Genomic DNA, 20,155 nt, shown 5'->3' on the forward strand with positions numbered 1-20,155 from the left:
GCGTGCTGGTCTTCCCCACAGCCGGCACGCGACTTCGATCAACAGCGCGGCGGCGTCTGGCCCAAATGCGGGCGTGGGGCTGAGCTGCCCGCGAAACCGCGGGCCGAGGCGTCAGGCGAACGGGGTCAAGGGCAGCCCGGCGGCCAGGAGTGCCGCGCGGACCGCGGCCGCCATCGTCACCGCGCCCGGGGTGTCGCCGTGCACGCACAGCGACTCGAACGGCAGCGTCAGGACGGAGCCGTCGACCGCCACCACCGAGCCGTCGCGGGCCATGCGGACCGCCCGCTCGACCACCGCGTCGACGTCGGTGAGGACCGCTCCCGAGGAGCTGCGTGGAACGAGGCGGCCGTCGGGCAGGTACCCGCGGTCGACGAAGCCCTCACCCACCACCCGCAGCCCGGCCGACCCGGCCAGGCCCGCCAGGACCGACCCCGGCTGGCACAGCACCGGCAATTCCCAGGCGGCCGCGGCGGCGACCACGGCCGAGGCGTGGCCCGTGTCGACGGCTGCGGTGTTGTACAGGGCGCCGTGCGGCTTGACGTAGGCGATCGGGCCGAACGCCGACAGGGCGCCGATCTGGTAGCGCAGTTCGTCGGTCAGGGTCGCGGGGTCGACGTCGATGCGCCGGCGGCCGAAGCCGGCCAGGTCGCGGTAGCTGACCTGGGCGCCGATCCGGACGCCGAGGTCCACCGCGCGGGCGCAGACCCGGCGCATCGTGGTGGGGTCGCCGGCGTGGAAGCCGCAGGCCACGTTGGCGCTGGTGACGATCGCAAGGAGGGCGTCGTCGTCGCCGAGGGTCCAGATGCCGAAGCCTTCGCCGAGGTCACTGTTGAGGTCCACGGAAACGAACGGTATCGCCCGGGCGGGCCTGCGCGAGCAGTGGCAGATCGCCGGGGTCGACGACGGCGACGACCGGGTAGCCGCCGGTGGTGGGGTGGTCGGCGAGGAAGATCAGTGGCTGGCCGGAGGCGGGGACCTGCACGGCGCCGAGGACGATCCCTTCGCTGGGGAGTTCGCGCTGGTGGGCACGGGTGAGGGCGGGGCCGTTCAGGCGGGCACCGACCCTGTTGCTCTCATTGCTGATGGTGTACGAACCGGCGAGCAGCTCCGCGGTGCCGCTGAAGTAGTCGTCGCGGGGACCCCAGGTCAGGCCGAGCGTGATGGGGCCGCCGATCGCGGGGCGGGGTGCCACGTCCACAGTGGATGGGTCGCCGGCCGGGGCGCCCAGGGCGAGGGCGTCGCCGGCCTGGACGATGGGTGGACCGAGCGCCGAAAGGGTGTCGGTGGCGAGGCTTCCCAGTACCAGCGGCGCAACGAAACCACCGGCAACGGTGAGATAACCACGCAGGCCCGCGACGGCCGGCCCGATCTCGACGCGGTCGCCGGGGCGGAAGGAGACAGGGGCGTTGATCGGCGCGGGCCGCCCACCGACGCGCAGCGGCGCCGCGGCCCCGGTGAACGCCAGGGTGCCGGCGAAGGACAGCGTTGCGGCGAACGGGCCGACGGTGATCTCCAGGCCGGCGCTGGTGGCGGGGTTGCCGACCAGCCGGTTGCCGAGCAGGAGAGCGGGCTGGTCGAGGGCGCCGGAGCGGGGCACGCCGAGGTGCGCGAAGCCTGGCCGGCCGAGGTCCTGCAGGGTGGTCAGCGGTCCGGCGAGCTCGACGAGCATCGTGAAGGTCATGCCACCACCTCCGCTGCGCTCCGGCGTCGGCCTGACCTGGAGGCTGAGCTCATGATGACCGGCTCCTCGCTCCGCTGCGGGGCCGGTCATGCGACGGCCACGAATCGGACCGTGCGGCCCGGGGTGAGCAGCGCCGGTGGGGTCCGGTCGAGGTCGAACAGGACGGTGTCGGTGCGGCCGACCAGTTGCCACCCGCCGGGCGACGCGGTCGGGTAGATCCCGGCGAACTCAGCGGCGAGGGCGACCGAGCCGGCCGGGACGCGTGGGCGTGGGTTGTCGAGGCGCGGCACGGACCAGGGCAGGCCGCTCAGGTAGGCGAACCCGGGCGCGAACCCGCCGAATGCCACCCGGAACGTGGCGCCGGTCAGGGCCTCGACCACCGCTTCGGTCGAGAGGCCGACGAGCGCCGCCACGCCGCCGAGGTCCGGCCCGTCGAAGGTGACCGGAATGTCCAGATCCTCCTCCGCGACGACCGCGGACGTGGGTGGCGGCCAGCCGCGCAGGGTCGCCGCCAGCGCGGCGGCCGATGCCACCCCGTCGAGCAGCACGGTGCGGGCACCGGGGACGATGTCAATGGCGTCGAGACGGCCGGCGGACCGCTCGGCCTCCAGTGCGGCGAACCACGCCAGCGGGTCATCGACCTCGATCAACAGGGCCGATGTCCCGACGGTGCGGATCTCCATAACCGTCACCATAGTCATCGAACACCAACTCGACGACGTAACTATACTTGCGAGTAACCTACGGTACCGTAACCTGGAGGGCGTGACAGTGAACACCCAGACCCGCCTGCGCCCGGTCGACCTCGGCAAACCGCGGATGCGTGGCTGGCTGCACACCTACGCGTTCGGTGTCGCCATCGTCTGCGGCATCGTGCTGTGTTCCCTCGCCGCCGCGCGTCCGGGCTGGTCGCCGTTCGTGAGCTGCCTGGTGTACAGCCTTACGGTGTGCGCGTTGTTCGGCACGAGCGCCCTCTATCACCGCCGCGTCTGGTCGCCCAAGGGCTACAAGCTGATGCGACGCCTGGACCACTCGATGATCTTCGTGTTCATCGCGGGCACGTACACCCCGTTCAGCGTCCTGCTGCTCGAAGGGCACACGGGCGACATCATCCTGGCCGTGGTCTGGGGCGGGGCCCTGCTCGGCGTCGGCATGAAGATGATCTGGCCGAACGCGCCGCGGTGGGTGTCGGCGCCGCTGTACATCGCGCTGGGCTGGGTCGCCGTCGTGGTGCTGCCGGACATCCTGCACTCGGGCGGGGTCACGGCGCTGGTGCTGACGATCGTCGGCGGCGCGTTCTACACGATCGGCGCCGTCTTCTACGCGCTGCGCCGGCCGAACCCGTGGCCGACGGTGTTCGGCCATCACGAGTTCTTCCACGCGTGCACGCTGGTGGCGGCGATCTTGCATCACATCGCCATCTACTTCGCGTTGTATGCGAAGTAGATGGCGATGTTTGTCTCAGGTCCGGCTCAGTAGGTGCGGCGACGCTCGATGACCTCGTCCGCCGACGGCGGGATCATCGTGCCACCGGCCGGCGGCGGCGGGGGGACCTGCCGCACGACGGTGCGGCGCCGGGTGTTCCAGAAGTACAGGGTAAGAACCAGGCCGAACAGGCCCGCGATCTGGAAGATCCAGCCGATCGTGTCGAGGTTGAACGGTCCGAGGTCGGTGTCGTCCAGGCCGAACGTCAGGATCGCTCCTACGACGATGAGAAGAATGCTGCCGCCGATACCCATCGAGGGCCTCCAGGGCGTTGGGTTGGTAACCGTCTGTATGTCGGGTTACCCACCTACGACGCGGCTCAATCGGGCACCCTTGACGGCATGACCGAGCGCACGCTGATTCTGCTCCGGCACGCGAAGTCCGTGGATCCGGATCCGTACCCGACCGACCTCGAACGGCCGCTGAGCCCGCGCGGCCGGCGCGACGCCGTCGCGGCCGGCGAGTGGCTGCTGTCGCAGGGCCTCGAACCCGACCTGGTGCTCTGCTCGACGGCGGTGCGGACCCGGGAAACGCTCGCGGGGCTGGCGCTGAGTGAAGCGGCGGGTCCCGTGGTGTTCGAGCACCGCCTCTACCTGGGGCCCGCCCACGACACCCTCGACCTGCTGCGCGACGGCGCGCCGGACGTGTCGACGCTGCTGGTCATCGGCCACAACCCGACGCTGTCGATGCTGTCGGACCTGCTGGACCCGGATGCGCTGCCCGACGAAGGGCTGGCAACCAGCGGGATCGCGGTCCACGTCGTGAGCGGCCCGTGGCGTGGCCTGGAGACCGCCGCGCTGAAGGCGCACCATACGGCCCGGGGCTGAACGGCACAGAAAAGCGGGAGGGCGCCATTGCCCTCCCGCCAGCTTCTGTGTCGGTGCTTAGAACGCGTCCTCGGACAGGTCCATCGCGTCCAGGGTGGTGGCCTCGATGATCCGGCGGTCGGAGCCGGTCCGCGGCAGCACCTCGCGGGCGAAGAACTTCGCCGCCGCGATCTTGCCCTCGTAGAAGGCGGTCTCGCTGGTGTCGCCGGCCAGGGCCTTGAGCGCCACCTCGGCCTGCCGCTGCAGGAGCCAGCCGACGACGACGTCGCCGAGGGCGAGCAGGAAGCGGCGGCTGTTGAGGCCGACCTTGTACAGCGCCTGCGGGTCGCCGCCCTGGGCCTCACCGAGCCAGCCGGTGAAGATGCCCAGGATGTTCTGCACCTCGCCGAGGGCCTTGCCCAGCGCGACCCGCTCGACCTTGAGCTGGCCGTTGCCGCCCTCGGCCTCCAGGAACTGCTGGATCTCGGCGGCGACGGTGAGCAGCGCCTTGCCCTGGTCCTTCACGATCTTGCGGAAGACCAGGTCGAGGCTCTGGATCGCGGTCGTACCCTCGTACAGGGTGTCGATCTTCGAGTCGCGGATGTACTGCTCCAGCGGGTAGTCCTGCAGGAAGCCGGACCCGCCGAAGGTCTGCAGCGACTCGTGCCCGAGCAGCTCGTAGGCCCGCTCGGAGCCGACGCCCTTGACCAGCGGGAGCAGCAGGTCGTTGACCCGCTTCGCGATCTTCGCGGCCTTCTCGTCGCCGGCGGCCTCGGCCAGGGCGACCTTGTCCTGCCAGGACGCGGTGTAGAGGACGAGCGCGCGCAGGCCCTCGGCGTAGGACTTCTGCAGCAGCAGGGAGCGGCGCACGTCGGGGTGGTGCATGATCGTGACCCGCGGCGCGGCCTTGTCGGTGCTGGCCAGGTCGGCGCCCTGGACCCGGCTCTTGGCGTAGTCCAGCGCGTTGAGGTATCCGGTGGAGAGGGTCGCGATCGCCTTCGTGCCGACCATCATCCGGGCGTACTCGATGATGAGGAACATCTGCCGGATGCCCTCGTGGACGTCGCCCAGCAGCCAGCCCTTGGCCGGGACGCCGTGGCCGCCGAAGGTGACCTCGCAGGTCGTGGAGACCTTGAGGCCCATCTTGTGCTCGACGTTGGTCACGAAGGCGCCGTTGCGGTCCTTGAGCTCGCCCGTCTCGCCGTCGAAGTGGAACTTCGGCACGACGAAGAGCGAGAGGCCCTTGGTGCCGGGGCCACCGGCGCCGGGCGTGTCGACCGGACGGGCCAGCACGTAGTGGACGATGTTCTCGGTGAGGTCGTGCTCACCGCTGGTGATGAAGCGCTTGACGCCCTCGATGTGCCAGGAGCCGTCGGCCTGCGGGATGGCCTTGGTGCGGCCGGCGCCGACGTCCGAGCCGGCGTCCGGCTCGGTCAGCACCATCGTCGAGCCCCACTGGCGGTCGACGAAGATCTTGGCCCACTTCTTCTGCTCTTCGGTGCCCTCGATCCGCAGCGTGTTGGCGAAGGAGGGGCCCGAGGCATACATCCAGATCGGGGCGTTGGAGCCGAGCACCATCTCGGCGAGGGCCCACCACAGGGCCCGCGGCGCGGCGGTGCCGTCGAGCTCGGCCGGGAGGTCGAGCCGCCAGAACTCGGCGGCCATGAACGCCTCGTACGACTTGCGGAACGACTCGGGCATCTTCACCGAGTAGGTCGCGGGGTCGTAGACGGGCGGATTGCGGTCGGCGTCCACGTAGCTGGCCGCGAGGTCCTCGCGGGCGAGCCGGTCGACCTCGGCGAGGATGCTGCGGGCGGTGTCGACGTCCAGGTCACCGTACGGACCCTGACCGAAGACCTTGTCGGCACCGAGCACCTCGAAGAGGTTGAACTCGAGGTCCCGCAGGTTGCTCTTGTAATGGCTCATCGCGGAGTGGCCCCCGTCTCTGGGTCGCTTTTGTAGATCGAGCATGGACGACCGAGGTTACCAGTCGGTAACAGGAATCTTATTACTCGCTAGTAACCATCGGCAACCCGCCCGGACGGGTGACAGCAGTCACACCTGCGCACACCCAGGTCTCACCTATGTCGGCAGGTCAGGGTGACCGATGAGTAGCGGAGGGTGGCAGATGAGTGGCCCGACGGGAGCAGCTGCGCCCGACACGCCGTCACCGGCGGGTGATGTGATCGTTGAGCGGTTACTCGCAGTCAGAAGGAGGGCACCGCGATGATCGTCCGGATGATGGGCTCTCTGTTCGCTCCCAAGTACCCGCGGTTCTACACGGGCCGGCACCGCGCCCCGATGCGGCGCTTCGTGCCCCGCCCGCGCGCTGTCACCGAGTAGGACCGGTCCGCACCGGGGCCTCAGCCCACGGTCGTCGCTCCGGCGCCGCCGATCTCCCAGCTGGGGACCGTCGCCGGAGCCTTGACACCCTGATACTCCACCAGCACCAGCGCGATGTCGTCGTCGAGCCGGCCGCGCACCCACTCCAGCAGCGCGCTCTCCAGCGAGGCCAGCCCGTCGCCGACGGTGCCGTGCCCGAGCAGTCGCTGGGCCCGCTCCGCCGTCGGGAAGAACTCCCCGTCGCGGCGTGCCTCCGCCAACCCGTCGGTGAAGAACAGCAGCCGGTCGCCCGGCTCCAGCCGCTCGACGCGCGGCTTGACCACCGGCATGAAGCCCAGCGGCGGCGCGTTGGACGGCGGGTCGAGCGGGATGACCTGCCCGCGGCGCAGCAGCAGCGGCGCCGGGTGACCGCAGTTGACGATGGTCAACGTGCCGCCGCGCTCCTCGATCAGCGCCGCGGTCACGAAGTCCTCGTCGCCCACCGACCGCGCCACGGCCCGGTCCAGGTCGGCGACGATCGCCCGCAGGTCGGCCCGCTCGAAGGCCACGTGCCGATATGAGCCGAGAACGATGCTGGCGAGCCGGACCGCGTCCAGGCCCTTCCCCCGCACGTCACCGATGATCATGCGGACGCCGTACGGGGTGTCCAGCGCCTCGTACAGGTCGCCGCCGATGTCGGCCGCGGCACTGGCCGAGATGTACCGGGCGGCGACGGTCAACGGGCCCAGCTGCGGCCCCAGCGGACGCAGGACGGCCTGCTGCGCCACGGAGGCCAGCTTGGACAGCTCCGCATACCTGGCGATCTGCCGCTGCCGGATGGCGCCCACCGCGGAGGCGATGCCGGCCGCGAGGATGACCGCGCCGAGGTTCAGCAGCATCACCAGCGTGCGCTCGCGGCTGTGCATGAGCTCGACGGTGCAGAACACCAGGGCGAGCACGGTCGAGGCACTGCCGACCGCGAGGACCTCCGGCCAGGACGAGAACGCGGCCGCGAGGAACGGTGCGGCGGCGAGCAGTCCGACGTAGTTGGCGTCGACGCCGTCGGCGACCTCAGCGGCCAGGACCAGGCAGAGCAGCACGAAGGCCGCGCCGACTCCGGCGCGGGCTTCGGGAAGCAACGGTCGTTTCATAGGTCCGATCGACAGCATGCCACCAACGGGCCGCCGAACCGCTCAAACAAACGGCCGGGATCGGCCTTACTTGAGTACCTCGTACCGTGCGTTGATCACGCCGGCACTCACGGAAGCGATCGTCACGAACGCACCACGGGCGAGATCGAGACAGCGTCCGCTGACGAAGGGTCCACGGTCATTGATCCGCACGACGACGGATTTCCCGTTGGCCAGGTTGGTGACCCGGACGCGGGTGTTGAACGGCAGCTCTTTGTGCGCGGCCGTCAGTCCGTTGGGATCGAAGCTCTCGCCGTTGGCGGTGCGCGATCCGGTGTCGTAGTAGGAGGCCTTGCAGGTGCCGGTGGTTGTCACGGTGCCACCGGTCGCCGTCGTTGACGGCTTCTTGGTCGGCGTCTTGGTCGGCGTCTTGGTCGCCTCCGGCACCTTGCTGACCTGCGGCGACGCCGACGCGGAGGCGGCCGGTGAGGGCGTGGCCGAGGCCGGGGATCGCTCGCCGCGGTCCGCCCGGTCGGCCGGGCTGCGGCTGCCGTCGATCAGATCGCCGGCTGCGGCCGGCTTCGCGTCATCCGAGCCCATATTGACGGTCGCAACTGCGCCGCCGATGAGCGCGATCGCCGCGACGACACCGGCGATCAATGGAGCGAGATGCCGTCGGGACATTGCGGTATGTCGGCCGGACAACGTCAGCACCCTTCGTTGACAGCATGGCCGTGACCGAACGTATCGGCCCCTCCCAGGCGTCAGTCAAACCGAAGTGCCGTCTGCGTGGGGATTTGGCGGGATAGGTCCGGCCGAACGGCTGATCCAGCAAGGAGCCGAACGGCCGACCCTTCCCGCGCTGTCATCCGGCGCGGACGATTGCGGCGATACGCTCCGCAGCACCCTCGACCGGAATCTCCTCTTTCTCACCGGTCCTGCGGTCGCGGATCTCGACCAGGCCGTCCGCCAGCCGCTTGCCGACCACCACGATCGTCGGGACGCCGAGCAGCTCCGAGTCGTTGAACTTGACCCCGGGCGAGACGTCCTTGCGGTCGTCGAGCAGCACCTCGAGCCCGGTCGCGCCGAGCGCGTCGGCGAGCTGCGCGGCGCCGGCCTTGATCTCCTCGGTCTTGCCCGCGGCGACCACGTGCACGTCGGCCGGTGCCAGCTCACGGGGCCAGCACAGGCCGCGGTCGTCGGCGGTCTGCTCGGCGATCACGGCGATCGCGCGGGTCACGCCGACGCCGTAGGAGCCCATCGTGACCGTGACGGCCTTGCCGTTCTGGTCCAGCACGGTGAGCCCGAGGGCCTTCGCGTACTTGCGGCCGAGCTGGAAGATGTGGCCGATCTCGATGCCACGGGCCAGCTCGAGCGTGCCGCCGTCGACGGGGCACAGGTCGCCGGCCTGGATGCGGACCGCCTCGACCGTGCCGTCGGGGGTGAAGTCCCGCCCGGCGACCAGGTGCATCACGTGCTTGCCGGGCTGGTCGGCGCCGGTGATCCAGCTGGTGCCGTCCACGACCCGGGGGTCGACCAGGTACCGGATCCCGGAGGAGCCCTTCTCGCCCAGGACGCCGGGGCCGATGTAGCCCTTCACGAGCGCGGGGTGCTGCTGGAACTCGGCCTCCGACATCGGCGCCACCTCGGCGGGGGCGACCTGGGCCTCGAGCCGGCGCAGGTCGACCTCGCGGTCGCCGGGCACGCCGACGGCCAGGGGCTCGCGCTTGCCGTCGGGCAGCGTCAGCATCAGCATGACGTTCTTCAGCGTGTCGCCGGCACCCCAGGCCCGGTCGTCGCGGCGCAGGTCCTCGCGGTCGTTGAACAGCGCGACCAGCGTCTCGATCGTTGGCGTCTCGGGGGTGTCGACGACCTTCGCCGCGGGCAGCCCGTCGATGGGCAGCGCCGCGATCGACGGGGTGGTGACCGCCTCGACGTTGGCGGCGTAGTCACCGTTGGTGCAGCGCACGAACGTGTCCTCGCCGATGTCGCAGATCGCGAGGAACTCCTCGGATGCGCTGCCGCCCATCGCGCCGCTCGTCGCGGAGCAGATGACGTAGTCCAGGCCGAACCGGTCGAAGATCCTGCCGTAGGCGACCCGGTGCCGCTGGTACGCCTCGCGCAGCCCGTCGTCGTCGACGTCGAAGGAATAGGAGTCCTTCATCAGGAACTCCCGCCCGCGCAGGATGCCGGCCCGGGGTCGCGCCTCGTCGCGGTACTTCGTCTGGATCTGGTACAGCGTGAGCGGCAGGTCCTTGTAGGAGGAGTAGAAGTCCTTCACGGCGAGCGTGAACATCTCCTCGTGGGTGGGGCCGAGCAGGTAGTCACCCCCGCGGCGGTCCTTCAGGCGGAACAGGTTGGCGCCGTACTCCGTCCAGCGGCCCGTCGCCTCGTAGGGCTCGCGGGGCAGCAGCGCGGGGAACGTCAGCTCCTGGCCGCCGATGGCGTCCATCTCCTCGCGGATGATCCGCTCGATGTTGCGCAGCACGCGCAGACCCATCGGCAGCAGCGTGAAGATGCCCGGCGCGGCCCGACGGACATAGCCGGCACGCACCAGCAGCCGGTGGCTGGTCACCTCGGCGTCCGCGGGATCCTCACGCAGCGTCCGCACGAACAGCGTGGACATCTTCAACACCATCGAGTTCCGCCTTACTTCTCAAACAGGCCTTCGGCGACGATACCCGCACGACTGCGGTGCGTGACTATCGGGTTTTGCGTCCCGGCGGGCTTCCGGGCCCGTTCCGACGGGCTTCCCGCACCGATCCGGCGGGCTTGTCGCAATGTTCCGGTGGGCTTCCCTCAACGTCCCGGCGGGGCGGCCGATAAGCAGGTGTGCGGCCGAATGACATCTCGCCTGATCCTTCCGGTGCTCCGTCCCTGGCGCTGCGCCCCGACCTGGCCGCGGCGATCGCCGCCGCCCGGAATGCGGAGTTCGTGGCCCGCCGTGAGCTGCCGGCTGCACCGCCGGTGTCGCGCGGGTCCACCCGACCCGACGTGCCCGGCTCGCTGCGGCTGGTGTACCTCGTGCCGCGCACGAACGTCGGCGGTGGCGCGCGGGTGCTGTTCGAGCACGCGAACCGGCTCCTCGACCGGGGTCATGACGTGACGGTGCTCAGCCACTTCCCGCCGCCGGTGGGGTTCGACCTGCGGGCCCGGTTCCAGCAGGTGCCGTTCGGGATCGAGCTCGCCGAGGCGGTGCCCGCGTGCGACGTGATCGTCGCCGGGTACTGGGATCAGGTGCTCGCCGCCCGTACCGTCGGCGTCGCCCCCGTCGTGCACTTCGAGCAGGGCGACTTCCACCTGTTCGAGGACATCGACGAGCAGACCCGGGCGGTCGTGGCCAGAAACGTCGAGGCCGCCGACGCGACGATCATCGTCACGGGCACCGTCGCCGAGGTGCTCCGCGCCCGCTACGGCGTCCCGGCGACGGTGGTTTCCAACGCCGTCGACCCCACCGTGTTCCACCCCGCGGCCGGTGCCCAGCCCGGGCAGCGGCCGTACCTGCTGTTCGTGGGCTGGGACGGCACCGTCTTCAAGGGCATGGCCGAGATGCGCCGGGTGTGGCAGACGCTGGCCGATCAGGGCCCCGCGGCCGACCTGGTCTGGGTCACGCCGCGGCCGCCCCGGGAACCGCTCGGCCGGGTGGTCGTGGCGCCGGACCAGGCGACGCTCGGTGCGCTGTACCGCGGGGCGGCCGCCTACGTCTGCTGCTCGCACTACGAGACGTTCTCCCTGCCGGTGCTGGAGGCGATGGCGTCGGGCACGCCGGTGGTGACGACCAGGAACACCGGCGTCCTCGAATACGCGCGGGACGGCGTGAACGCGCTGCTCGCCGAGATCCGCGACGTCGACGGGCTGGTCGCGCAGGTGCGGCGGGTGCTGGACGAGCCGGACCTGGCGGCGCGGCTGCGCGAGGGCGGCCTGAAGACCGCGGCCGGCTACTCGTGGGACACGATCATCACCAAGGTCGGGGACACGTACCGCGACGTGGCCACGGCCTGGTCCCCGCCGAGCGACACCGGCTGGCGCTTCGACCTGGGCGGGCTGCGCTTCGTCGACGCCGACGCCGAGCGGCGGCTCCGGCAGCGCGCCGCCGCCTCGGCCGCCGGCGCCATCGCGGTGCCGGTCACGTTCCCCGTCTTCGAGGGGCACCGCGCGGTCCGGTGGTGGGTCGTCGGGCGGCGCACCGGCGGCGGGTCCGGCGTCAGCCGCGCCTACCTGCCCGCACATGGCGACGTGATCCCGGATGACCTGCCCTACGCGGGGGCGTTGCGCGAGTTCGCCGCCGGCCGCTTCGACACGGCGCTGACCGGGTTCCTGGACGTCTACCGGCACGGCGGCAGCGCCGACCGCCCGTCGGCCAGCCGGTGGATCATCCTCACGCTGCTGGAACTGGGCTCCGACGAGCAGGCGGCCTCGGTCGTGAACGGCGGGGTGGAGGCGTTCCCGGACCACAGCGACTTCCACTACCTGCACGCGATGACCGGCATGCTCGGCGGGCGGCCCGTCGACGGCGCGGCCTACGTCGCCGCCATCGACGCGCTCGGCCCCGCCACGCACTACGACGAGTGGTTCGACGAGCCGGGCACCCTCATCCGCGAACGGCTGCTCGCCCCGGTCCGCTGAGCCCGCCGCCGGTGTCGCGGACCGGCAGCACCCCGTCGACCAGGTATCGGGCAGACCTGGCTCTACCAGCCGTGTCCCGATCACGCCGCCGGCCCGGCTTCCCTCGCGGGAAGTCGGGCCGGGGATCAGATCTGGATCAGAGGCTCTCGCCGAGCGACTCATTCACCCATGCGGTGCCGTTCCAGAAGACGTGCTGCAGCGTGCCGTCCGTACCCTTGCCGAAGACCTGCACCCAGTCGAGGCTGTCGACCATCACGGCCGGGTCGCCGGCGAGAGGGGCACTGGTCGAGAGGGGCTCCTGCGTCCAGGTGGTGCCGTTCCAGAAGATGTGCTGCAGGGTGTTGCCGGCCCCGCGGGACACCACCTGAATCCAGTTCCAGGAGTCGATCGTCACCGACGGGTCACCGGCGAGGTTCGCGGTGGTGTTCGGCACGACCTCGTGGTGCCAGCCCGCCGCGTCCAGCCAGATGTGCTGCAGGGAGTTGTCGGTGCCGCGGGCGAAGGCCTGCACCCAGTTCAGCGAGTCCAGGGCGATGGTGGGGTCACCGGCCAGCGGCGCGCTGGCGACGGTGTCCCGGGTGAACACGTCCCCGGTGCCTGAGACGTGCTGCAGGGAGCCGTCGGTGCCACGGGCCAGGATCTGCAGGACGTTGTTGCTGTCGACGATCGCCGTCGGGTCGCCGCCGATCGCCGGCCCGGCCAGGGTGTCGTGCGTCCATTCCGTGTCGGCCCAGGTGGTGTGTTGCAGCGAGCCGTCGGTGCCACGGGCGAACACCTGGATGCGGCCGTCCGAGTCGAGGGTCACCGCGGGTGTACCGGTGACCGGCGCGTCGGTGGCAAGCGTCTCGATCTGCCATTCGGTGCCGTTCCACCACACGTGCCGCAGGACGCCGTCAGTGCCCGGAGCGAAGACCTGCAGCCAGCCGAGCGGGTCGACCAGCGCGACCGGGGTCGCGGCGAACTGCTGGGAGCTGAACAGGATCTCGCTCATCCACGCGGTGCCGTTCCACCACTTGTGCAGCAGGGTGCCCGCCGCGGTGCGCTGGAACGACTGCAGCTGGTTGTCGCCATACTTCACTGCCTGCGAGCCCGCCGGCAGGTGGGTCACGCCGAAGCGCTCGTTCTGCCACTTCGTGCCGTTCCACCAGATGTGCTGCGGCGCGTTGTCGGTGCCACGGACCATGATCTGCGTCCAGTTCCACGCGTCGACCGCGACGGCGGGATCATCGGAGACGCCGACCCGGCCGGGCAGGGCCTCCTGCTGCCACCCGATGCCGCTCGTCCACCACACGTGCTGCAGGACGTTGTTGGTGCCACGGGCGAAGACCTGCAGGCGGTTCGCCGCGTCGACGACGACGGACGGGTCACCGGCCAGCGGCGCGCTGGTGAGGAGCTCCCGGGTCCACGCCGTGCCGTTCCAGAACACGTGCTGCAGCGAGTTGTCCGTGCCCCGGACCATGACCTGGATCCAGTTGTTGGCGTCGACGACGACGGACGGGTCACCGGCGACCGCACCGCCGGCCATGGGTTCGCGCTGCCAGGTGGATCCGTTGAACCACAGGTGCTGCAGCGAGTTGTCGGTGCCGCGGGCGAAGACCTGCAGCCAGTTGAGGCTGTCGAGGCTCACCGCCGGGTCGCCGGCGACCGTGCCTCCGGGCAGCACCGTGCGCTGCCACGCGGTGCCGGTCCACAGGACCTGCTGCAGCTGGTTGTCGGTGCCGCGGACGATGACCCGGATCTTGTTGGCCGAGTCCAGGCTGACCGCGGGGTCGCCGCCCGCCGTCGCGTTGGGGAGGGCCTCCCGCTGCCAGGCGTCACCGTTCCACCACACGTGCTGCAGCGAGTTGTCGGTGCCGCGGGCAAAGACCTGCAACCAGCCCAGTGAGTCGACGACGGCCACCGGCCGGCCGGCCAGCGTCATGCTGCTGAACAGGGTCTCGTTGCGCCAGCTCGCACCGTCCCACCAGCTGTGGCGCAGCGTGCCGTCGGGATCGCGTTCGAAGGACTGCACCTCGTTGTCGCCGTACTTGACGACGGCCGAACCGGGCAGCTTCCTGGCCGCTGGTGGTGCCGGCTGGTTGCTGTTCATCTTGTTGTAGCGGATCCACGTGTAGTTGTTCTTGATCGACAAGTAGCTCTCCGAACCGCGCTGACCGTGTGAGTTGGCCAGCGGCCCCTTCGCCCAGTCGGCGATCCAGCCCTGCCCTTCCTTGGTGCCGCTGCCGTTGTGCGAGTAGGTCCACGCCCCCTGCGAGTGATCGTTGGGGTTTTTCCAGGAGTGGAACAGCTCGATGTGGGAGTCATTGACGATCGCGTCGCCCGGCTGCAGCTGGTCGGGGCTCTGCAGCTTGGTCTTGTACGGGTAGGCCAGGAAGCCCCCGGTGTTGAGCCCGCCCCACTGGCCAGGGGTCAGGTGCCATGCCATGGAGACCAGGCCGGAGCAGTCGGGGCCGTACTTGTGCTGCAGGTCCTTGTCGTAGAGCAGGGTGCCGGGCGCCCTGGTCTTGTTGTACTTCGAGTTGATGTCGACCCAGTACTGGGCCCGCTCGAACGCCTCGGTGGCCGTGACGGCACCGCCGACGACCGAGTCGGCGTGAGCCGCGAGCGGTCGCACCAGCGCCGCCGCTCCGATGCCCGAGATGATGCTGGCGACACTCATCAGTGCGATGCCCCGAATTGCCTTAGCACTCATATTCCTGGTCCCTTCCGGAAAATGTACGGATTTCGGTGCCGCTCAGCAGTGCGCTGGCGCTGATTGCTCGTTGACACAGCCGCCGGGCGGCGCCAAACGCGTCTGTCGGTGTCGATGCGGTGAGAAAGAACGCGACGTCCACTCGGCCCGGCCCGGCTCTGGCTCGCACGTGTTGCAGGCCGTCTTCGCTGGTCGCATGCGCCCAGAGGATGCCGACCAGAACTTCCGGATCGACGTCCACGGCCGCTCGCAGGGTCAATGAAAGCGCCACGAAATGCATTTATCTGTCTACCAACCGAACCCATTGGAGAGGATCTCGGCAGCAATGACATCGACGTCGTTGATTTTCAGCATGGCAGACTCCACCCGTGAGAAGTATTCTTTGGTTGCTTTTCCCAGCTCCTCGCTGCTGAAATAAGAATGCGGCACCCGCCGGCCCGTGTCACCGGTTCAGGGCTGGCGCGAAGCTGCCTGGCAGCTTGGTGCCAGCTCGGGCCGGCGGTGATCTTCGCTCTTTACGCCCGATCGAGTGATCGCCATACTTCCCTGACCAGGACGAACAACCACGGGGGATGTCGATGCTGGAACTGCTTGGGCTCTCGCGCGTCGGCGAGGCCGTCTACCGGTCGATGCTCGCCAACCCGAGGCTCGACGTCGGCGCGCTCGCTGCGGAGACCCGCCTCACCGAACGCCAGGTCCGCACCGCCCTGGACGAGCTCGCCGACCTGGCGCTGCTGTCCCCGGTCTCCGGCGACGGCGCCTTGCGCGCGGTGGTGAGCCCCGAGGTCGGCCTGGCCGCGCTGCTCGCGTCGGCGGAGGAGGAGGCGGCCCGGAAGCAACGCCAGATCGAACAGACCCGCGCCGCGATCGCGGCCATCGCCGCGGAGCGCTCGGCGGGCCGCTCCGGTAACGAGATCCGCCGCCTCGACGGGGTCGAAGCGGTCCGGGCCCGCATGGCGGAGCTGGCGCTCACCGCTACCCGCGAATGCATGTCGATGAACGCGGGTGCGGCCGACCGGCCCGACTCACGCGCCGCGAGCGCACCTCTCAACCAGCAGGCCCTCGAGCGCGGCGTGGTGATCCGCGCGGTCTGCCGGGAGAGCTTCCGCAACGACCCCGAGACCCTCGCGCACGCCCATTGGCTCGTCGGCCTCGGCGGCCAGATGCGCACCGTGCCGACCCTGCCCATGCCGATGGTGATCGTCGACCACAGGATCGCCATCCTGCCGGTCAACCCGCACGAAGCCGCCGAGGGAGCGATCGAGGTCGATACCCCTGGCGTCCTCGCCGCCTCCTGTGCGCTGTTCGAACATGTCTGGGCCACGGGTACCCCACTCGGTGACGCCGCAGCCGCAGGCGACGACGGCTGCCTGCCCCAGGAACGGGCCTTGCTCGGCATCGTGGCCGACGGCCACACCGACGAGCACGCCGCCCGCAAGCTCGGCGTCTCCCTGCGCACCGTCCGCCGCATGATGTCGGACCTGATGGAACGCCTCAGCGCCCAGAGTCGCTTCCAGGCGGGCGTCAATGCCGCCAAACGCGGCTGGATCTGACCTCCCCACCCGCACCGCAGCCGGTCGCAACCAGGCGCACAGGGTAACCGCGCCGAAACTCACGGGCCGCCCGGCGGGGACCGTACCGCGTACGATCCTGGCCGTGACAGCTCCGTTGGCGGGGTCGGGGCATGCGATCGGCATCGACCTCGGGACTTCGAATACCGTGGCGATCCTCCGCTGGCCGGACGGCCGGACCCGGCCGCTGCTCGTGGACGGACGGCCCGTGCTGCCGTCCGGGGTCTACGTGGACAGCACCGGCACCATCCACGCCGGCCGGGACGCCGAGCGGATGGCGCAGGTCGATCCGGGCGGTTACGAGCCCAACCCCAAACAACGCATCGACGACGGCGCGGTGCTGCTGGCCGGGCGGGAGGTGCCGGTCGCCGACCTGCTCGCCGCGGTCCTGCGCGCGGTGGCCGGGGCGGCCGGCGAGGCGGTCGGATTCCTGCCGCCGGCGGTGCTCACCTACCCGGCCGCGTGGGGCAGCCTGCGCCGGCAGACGCTGCAGGACGCGGCCACCCGGGCCGGCTGGCCGCAGGTCAGGCTGATGCCGGAGCCGGTCGCGGCGGCGCGGTACTTCACCGACGTCATGCGCCGGCCGGTTCCGGCGGGCGGGACCATCGCGGTGTTCGACTTCGGCGGCGGCACGCTCGACGTGGCGATGGTGCGCCGGGAGGCGACCGGATTCACCGTCCTGGGCTGGGGCGGCGCCGAGGACCTGGGCGGACTGGACATCGACGCGGCGCTCGTCGCGTATCTCGGGCAGCAGCTCGAGCGCACCGAATCGGCGGCCTGGCAGCAGATCTCGCAGCCGGCCACCGAACTGGACCGGCGGCATCGGCGGCAGTTCTGGGACGAGGTCCGGTCGGCCAAGGAGATGCTGTCCCGCGCGACCACGGCGTCGGTTGCGGTGCCCGGGGTGAGCGGCTCGTTGCACGTGACCCGCGACGAGCTCGAGACGCTGGCCCGGCCGCTGGTGCGCCGCGGCGTCGCCGAACTGGTCGCCACCGCCGAGCGCAGCCGGTTGACCCCGGCCGACCTGTCGGTGGTGTTCCTGGTCGGCGGGGCAAGCCGGATCCCGCTGGTCTCGCACACCCTGCACACCGAGCTCGGGGTGGCGCCGACGATGCTGGAGCAGCCGGAGCTGCCGGTCGCGGAGGGGGCGCTCGCCGATCTGATCGCCCAGACCGCGCCGCAGCAGCCGCCACCGCCCCGGCAGCCGCCCGTACCGGCGCCGACCACGGGCATGTTCGACACCCGCACCGGCATCCCCACGTCGGGCGTGCCGCATCAGGTGCCGCTGCAACGCCCGCCGATGCCGGTCATGCCGGTGTCCGCCCATCCCGCGCCGGCGCCGATCTCCGCCACGCCCGTGTCACCGGTGTCACCGCGGCCCGCGCCGGTCATGCCGCCGCCGCCCGGATTTCCTTATCAGCGCCCGATGCCGATGCCGATGCCACCGCCACCACCGCGCCGGCGCAGCGGCGGCAAGACGGCGCTGCGCGTCCTGCTGATCCTCACCCTCGTCTTCGGATGCCTGGGCGGCGGCGTCTACACGCTCTGGCAGGTGATCAAGCCGAAGCCCACCTTCCAGAAGCTGTCCCAGACGGCCTCGATCCAGGTCGAGGGCATGACCGAGACGGACTTCGCCACCGCGTTCCTCACCGAGAAGAAGGCCCACACGGTCACCCAGGTCGGCCGCGCGGTCGACGTGGCGACCCTGGACCTGAGCACCTCGACCATCAAACGCAAGAAGGTCGGCGACGCGGCCAAGTGGAGCCAGGCGCTGATGATCGGCGACTACATCGTGGCCCTGGCCGAACCCGAGAACGGCAAACGCCAACTCGTCGGCGTCAACAACATCGACGGTACCGACTGGGCCGGTGCTGTCGGCACCGACGGGGTGCTGATGACCGGCGACGTCCACCCCACCACCGGCAACGCGCCGCCCCTGCTGTGGCTGGACCGCAAGACCAACCAGATGTCACGGATCTCCTCGGTCACCGGCAAGGTCGCCTCCGGGCTCGGCACCACGACGATCGGCCTCCCCGCCGGCTGGCGGTTGCTCGACCCCGCCAACCCCAGCACCCCCGTGAACGTCGTCCTGGTGGCCGCCGGCGGCGCCGTCTGGGACATCGGCGGCAAGGACCCCAAGAAGGTCGCCGACATCCCCGACACCGCCCCGGTCGGCCGGGTCGGCTTCGACGGCCTCGTGTACGCCAGCCAGCAGACCGAGTACCAGGTCAAAACCGTCAGCGCCGCGAACAGCAACCCGCAGCCCGCCTTTCGCGGCCCGGCCAACCGCTCCCCGGTCTGGATCAGCGGCTGCTCCAAGAGCAGCGACCTGTGCGTCATCGACCAGATCGGCACCGACGAGTCCACCCGCGAGTTCGCCCGCTACCGCTCCGGCTCCGCCGCCGAGCAGGTCTGGCGCGTCCCGGTCCCCGACGCAGACCTCCGTCGCCCCCCGCAGTCCCTGGGCGGCGACTACGACGACCGCTACCTGATCATCAACACCACCAAGGGCGGCACCGTCTACGACAGCCGCGGCACCACCGTCGCCAGCCACGAGGGCGCCCTGGTCGGCATCGACACGAACCGCGCCTTCGTCTTCACCGGCACCCTGGGCACGAAACCCGCGCCGGTCACCCTCCGCGGCCTGGACCTCGACAACAAACTCCAGACCAGCCTCGGCACCCAGACCATCCGCTCATCCGGCTGCTGGTGGAACTCAACCAGCCTCATCTGCCCCGGCGCCAAGGACTACACCGTGTGGAGGTACGCCAAGTAGCCCGGACTCGCTCTTTGCGCGACCCACAACCACGGCTACCAGCTCGCGGCCTGGAGCGGGCCTGCCTTCGCCTGGGCGAATGGCCCGTTAGTGGCCCGACGGGTCCCTGGCCGTCGACAACTGTCCCCGCCAAGCGTCGACGCGCTTCCGGAGCGCCGAAACCTCGACGGGCCCGACGCCGTACTCCGCGAAATCCTCGTTATCGAAGCGCACGATCGACCGCAGCATCTGCTCGAATATCGCTCGGTCAAAGCCTGCGTCAATCAACCTCGGCAAGCTCGCACAGCTGCTCCAGGGTGTAACGCTCGCTTGTGATCGCGGCGTCGATGTCGAGGAAGTCACGCGCGGCGGCGCGGTTGTAGAGGGCATCCACCTTGCCGGCCATGACGTCGTCTGCATGCAGCACCGGGCCGATGTCCATCTGCACCGGCGGCTGCGAACGCCAGTTGGCGACCAACTCGACGCGGTGGGGCTCGCTTCGTTCCGCCGGGTCCGTGAGGTATAGCCGGGCGAAGGTTTCCGTGCGGTGGTCGATCTCCACCTCGTAGCCAGCCGCCACGTATGCGGCGATGACGACCTCAACGGCGGCAGGAAAGTCGGCCCGTCGTTGCCAGTCTGCAAAGAGATCGACGTCTTCGCTCGGACGCTGCAGGATGCCGTGGGCGGCAACGGCGTGACCGCCGGCCAAGGCAAACCCGTGCGGTCCGCCGGCTCGTAGTCCGATCTCCGCAAGGCGTCGGTGCGTCGGTGCCTTGTCGTGCATCACTAGGCAGCAGGCCGCCGCGTGGTGGCGAGGTCGGGGAACTGGCCTTCCCAAAGCTGTCGAACCTGCGGTGGCAGTACGAGATCAGGCCAGAGCCTCAGCAACGTCGGCCCGTCAAGCCACATCTGCAGTTCCTCAACATGTGTGGCCTCACGAAGGACGGTCTCGTACATGCTCGCCAACCGTCGTGGGTTGCCGAGGTCGTAGGCAGCCCGCCCCGACCAGTTCAACCGCCTGTCAAGTTTTGCCTCACCGGTCGTCGGCCCACGCAACTCGCTCAGGTTGGTCACCACGACATACGGA

Annotated in this window: 16 protein-coding genes and 1 pseudogene; 5 read left to right on the forward strand and 12 right to left on the reverse strand. The window is 70.3% G+C overall.

Annotated elements, in window-relative coordinates; all coding sequences use genetic code 11:
• Nucleotides 1-111: 111 nt before the first annotated feature.
• The 3 genes from ACFPIJ_RS46330 to ACFPIJ_RS46340 are packed head-to-tail and all read right to left on the reverse strand — an operon-like array spanning nucleotide 112 to nucleotide 2,364.
• Nucleotides 112-840: a LamB/YcsF family protein gene (locus ACFPIJ_RS46330; RefSeq protein ID WP_380125889.1), complete on the reverse strand. Its 729-nt coding sequence runs from the start codon at nucleotides 838-840 to the stop codon at nucleotides 112-114.
• Complete coding sequence (locus ACFPIJ_RS46335) at nucleotides 824-1,771, reverse strand: 5-oxoprolinase subunit C family protein (RefSeq protein ID WP_380125890.1); 948 nt, start codon at nucleotides 1,769-1,771, stop codon at nucleotides 824-826. Before ACFPIJ_RS46335 ends, ACFPIJ_RS46330 begins: the two co-directional genes overlap by 17 nt.
• Nucleotides 1,768-2,364, reverse strand: a complete 597-nt coding sequence (locus tag ACFPIJ_RS46340; protein ID WP_380125891.1) for a 5-oxoprolinase subunit B family protein — start codon at nucleotides 2,362-2,364, stop codon at nucleotides 1,768-1,770. The genes ACFPIJ_RS46335 and ACFPIJ_RS46340 overlap by 4 nt, the downstream gene beginning before the upstream one ends.
• A gap of 136 nt (nucleotides 2,365-2,500) precedes the next feature.
• On the opposite strand from ACFPIJ_RS46340, the gene trhA reads away from it, so the two are divergent.
• Complete coding sequence (trhA, locus tag ACFPIJ_RS46345) at nucleotides 2,501-3,127, forward strand: PAQR family membrane homeostasis protein TrhA (RefSeq protein WP_380125977.1); 627 nt, start codon at nucleotides 2,501-2,503, stop codon at nucleotides 3,125-3,127.
• Between the two features lie 26 nt (nucleotides 3,128-3,153).
• On the opposite strand, the gene ACFPIJ_RS46350 is transcribed toward trhA, so the two are convergent.
• On the reverse strand, nucleotides 3,154-3,420 hold the full coding sequence (locus tag ACFPIJ_RS46350; RefSeq protein WP_380125892.1) for a DUF6458 family protein: 267 nt from the start codon (nucleotides 3,418-3,420) through the stop codon (nucleotides 3,154-3,156).
• 87 nt (nucleotides 3,421-3,507) lie between these two features.
• On the opposite strand from ACFPIJ_RS46350, the gene ACFPIJ_RS46355 reads away from it, so the two are divergent.
• Entirely contained in the window at nucleotides 3,508-3,993 is a 486-nt protein-coding gene (locus ACFPIJ_RS46355) for a SixA phosphatase family protein (RefSeq protein WP_380125893.1), read from the forward strand.
• A 57-nt stretch (nucleotides 3,994-4,050) separates the two neighbouring features.
• On the opposite strand, the gene ACFPIJ_RS46360 is transcribed toward ACFPIJ_RS46355, so the two are convergent.
• The 4 genes from ACFPIJ_RS46360 to ACFPIJ_RS46375 all read right to left on the reverse strand — a co-directional run bounded on the left by ACFPIJ_RS46360 (nucleotide 4,051) and on the right by ACFPIJ_RS46375 (nucleotide 10,062).
• Nucleotides 4,051-5,898, reverse strand: a complete 1,848-nt coding sequence (locus tag ACFPIJ_RS46360; protein WP_380125894.1) for an acyl-CoA dehydrogenase — start codon at nucleotides 5,896-5,898, stop codon at nucleotides 4,051-4,053.
• A 437-nt stretch (nucleotides 5,899-6,335) separates the two neighbouring features.
• Complete coding sequence (locus tag ACFPIJ_RS46365) at nucleotides 6,336-7,445, reverse strand: PP2C family protein-serine/threonine phosphatase (protein WP_380125895.1); 1,110 nt, start codon at nucleotides 7,443-7,445, stop codon at nucleotides 6,336-6,338.
• A 66-nt stretch (nucleotides 7,446-7,511) separates the two neighbouring features.
• Nucleotides 7,512-8,084 (reverse strand): septal ring lytic transglycosylase RlpA family protein, encoded by a 573-nt coding sequence (locus ACFPIJ_RS46370; RefSeq protein ID WP_380125896.1) that lies wholly within the window; start codon nucleotides 8,082-8,084, stop codon nucleotides 7,512-7,514.
• A gap of 205 nt (nucleotides 8,085-8,289) precedes the next feature.
• Nucleotides 8,290-10,062 carry a proline--tRNA ligase gene (locus ACFPIJ_RS46375; protein ID WP_380125897.1) on the reverse strand — a complete coding sequence of 591 codons (1,773 nt, stop codon included), beginning with the start codon at nucleotides 10,060-10,062 and terminating at the stop codon, nucleotides 8,290-8,292.
• Nucleotides 10,063-10,256: 194 nt separating this feature from the next.
• On the opposite strand from ACFPIJ_RS46375, the gene ACFPIJ_RS46380 reads away from it, so the two are divergent.
• Entirely contained in the window at nucleotides 10,257-12,050 is a 1,794-nt protein-coding gene (locus tag ACFPIJ_RS46380; RefSeq protein ID WP_380125898.1) for a glycosyltransferase family 4 protein, read from the forward strand.
• Between the two features lie 136 nt (nucleotides 12,051-12,186).
• Here ACFPIJ_RS46380 and ACFPIJ_RS46385 read toward each other — a convergent pair whose 3' ends face one another.
• Together ACFPIJ_RS46385 and ACFPIJ_RS46390 are read right to left on the reverse strand one after the other, a co-directional pair.
• Nucleotides 12,187-14,709: a DUF8189 domain-containing protein gene (locus ACFPIJ_RS46385; RefSeq protein ID WP_380125899.1), complete on the reverse strand. Its 2,523-nt coding sequence runs from the start codon at nucleotides 14,707-14,709 to the stop codon at nucleotides 12,187-12,189.
• A gap of 22 nt (nucleotides 14,710-14,731) precedes the next feature.
• A complete protein-coding gene (locus ACFPIJ_RS46390) occupies nucleotides 14,732-15,022 on the reverse strand; it encodes a hypothetical protein (RefSeq protein ID WP_380125900.1) in 291 nt (96 codons plus the stop codon).
• 298 nt (nucleotides 15,023-15,320) lie between these two features.
• Here ACFPIJ_RS46390 and ACFPIJ_RS46395 point away from each other — a divergent pair, with 298 nt between their 5' ends.
• Together ACFPIJ_RS46395 and ACFPIJ_RS46400 are read left to right on the forward strand one after the other, a co-directional pair.
• A complete protein-coding gene (locus ACFPIJ_RS46395) occupies nucleotides 15,321-16,295 on the forward strand; it encodes a LuxR C-terminal-related transcriptional regulator (protein ID WP_380125901.1) in 975 nt (324 codons plus the stop codon).
• Nucleotides 16,296-16,398: 103 nt separating this feature from the next.
• Complete coding sequence (locus ACFPIJ_RS46400; RefSeq protein ID WP_380125902.1) at nucleotides 16,399-19,089, forward strand: Hsp70 family protein; 2,691 nt, start codon at nucleotides 16,399-16,401, stop codon at nucleotides 19,087-19,089.
• An 87-nt stretch (nucleotides 19,090-19,176) separates the two neighbouring features.
• Here the strand turns inward: ACFPIJ_RS46400 and ACFPIJ_RS46405 are convergent.
• Nucleotides 19,177-19,852: pseudogene (locus tag ACFPIJ_RS46405) on the reverse strand (nucleotidyl transferase AbiEii/AbiGii toxin family protein).
• 2 nt (nucleotides 19,853-19,854) lie between these two features.
• A partial coding sequence (locus ACFPIJ_RS46410) for a hypothetical protein (RefSeq protein WP_380125903.1) occupies nucleotides 19,855-20,155 on the reverse strand: 301 nt, incomplete at its 5' end.

Source organism: Dactylosporangium cerinum (genome assembly GCF_042653625.1).
GTDB classification, from domain to species: Bacteria; Actinomycetota; Actinomycetes; order Mycobacteriales; family Micromonosporaceae; genus Dactylosporangium; species Dactylosporangium cerinum.

Bases quoted from the DNA above. Each gene is read 5' to 3' on its own strand.
- ACFPIJ_RS46335 (WP_380125890.1), bottom strand. From the start codon at position 1,771: ATGACCGGCCCCGCAGCGGAGCGAGGAGCCGGTCATCATGAGCTCAGC.
- ACFPIJ_RS46340 (WP_380125891.1), bottom strand. From the start codon at position 2,364: ATGGAGATCCGCACCGTCGGGACATCGGCCCTGTTGATCGAGGTCGAT.
- trhA (WP_380125977.1), top strand. From the start codon at position 2,501: ATGCGTGGCTGGCTGCACACCTACGCGTTCGGTGTCGCCATCGTCTGC.
- ACFPIJ_RS46350 (WP_380125892.1), bottom strand. From the start codon at position 3,420: ATGGGTATCGGCGGCAGCATTCTTCTCATCGTCGTAGGAGCGATCCTG.
- ACFPIJ_RS46355 (WP_380125893.1), top strand. From the start codon at position 3,508: ATGACCGAGCGCACGCTGATTCTGCTCCGGCACGCGAAGTCCGTGGAT.
- ACFPIJ_RS46360 (WP_380125894.1), bottom strand. From the start codon at position 5,898: ATGAGCCATTACAAGAGCAACCTGCGGGACCTCGAGTTCAACCTCTTC.
- ACFPIJ_RS46365 (WP_380125895.1), bottom strand. From the start codon at position 7,445: ATGAAACGACCGTTGCTTCCCGAAGCCCGCGCCGGAGTCGGCGCGGCC.
- ACFPIJ_RS46375 (WP_380125897.1), bottom strand. From the start codon at position 10,062: ATGGTGTTGAAGATGTCCACGCTGTTCGTGCGGACGCTGCGTGAGGAT.
- ACFPIJ_RS46385 (WP_380125899.1), bottom strand. From the start codon at position 14,709: ATGAGTGTCGCCAGCATCATCTCGGGCATCGGAGCGGCGGCGCTGGTG.
- ACFPIJ_RS46390 (WP_380125900.1), bottom strand. From the start codon at position 15,022: ATGCATTTCGTGGCGCTTTCATTGACCCTGCGAGCGGCCGTGGACGTC.
- ACFPIJ_RS46395 (WP_380125901.1), top strand. From the start codon at position 15,321: ATGCTGGAACTGCTTGGGCTCTCGCGCGTCGGCGAGGCCGTCTACCGG.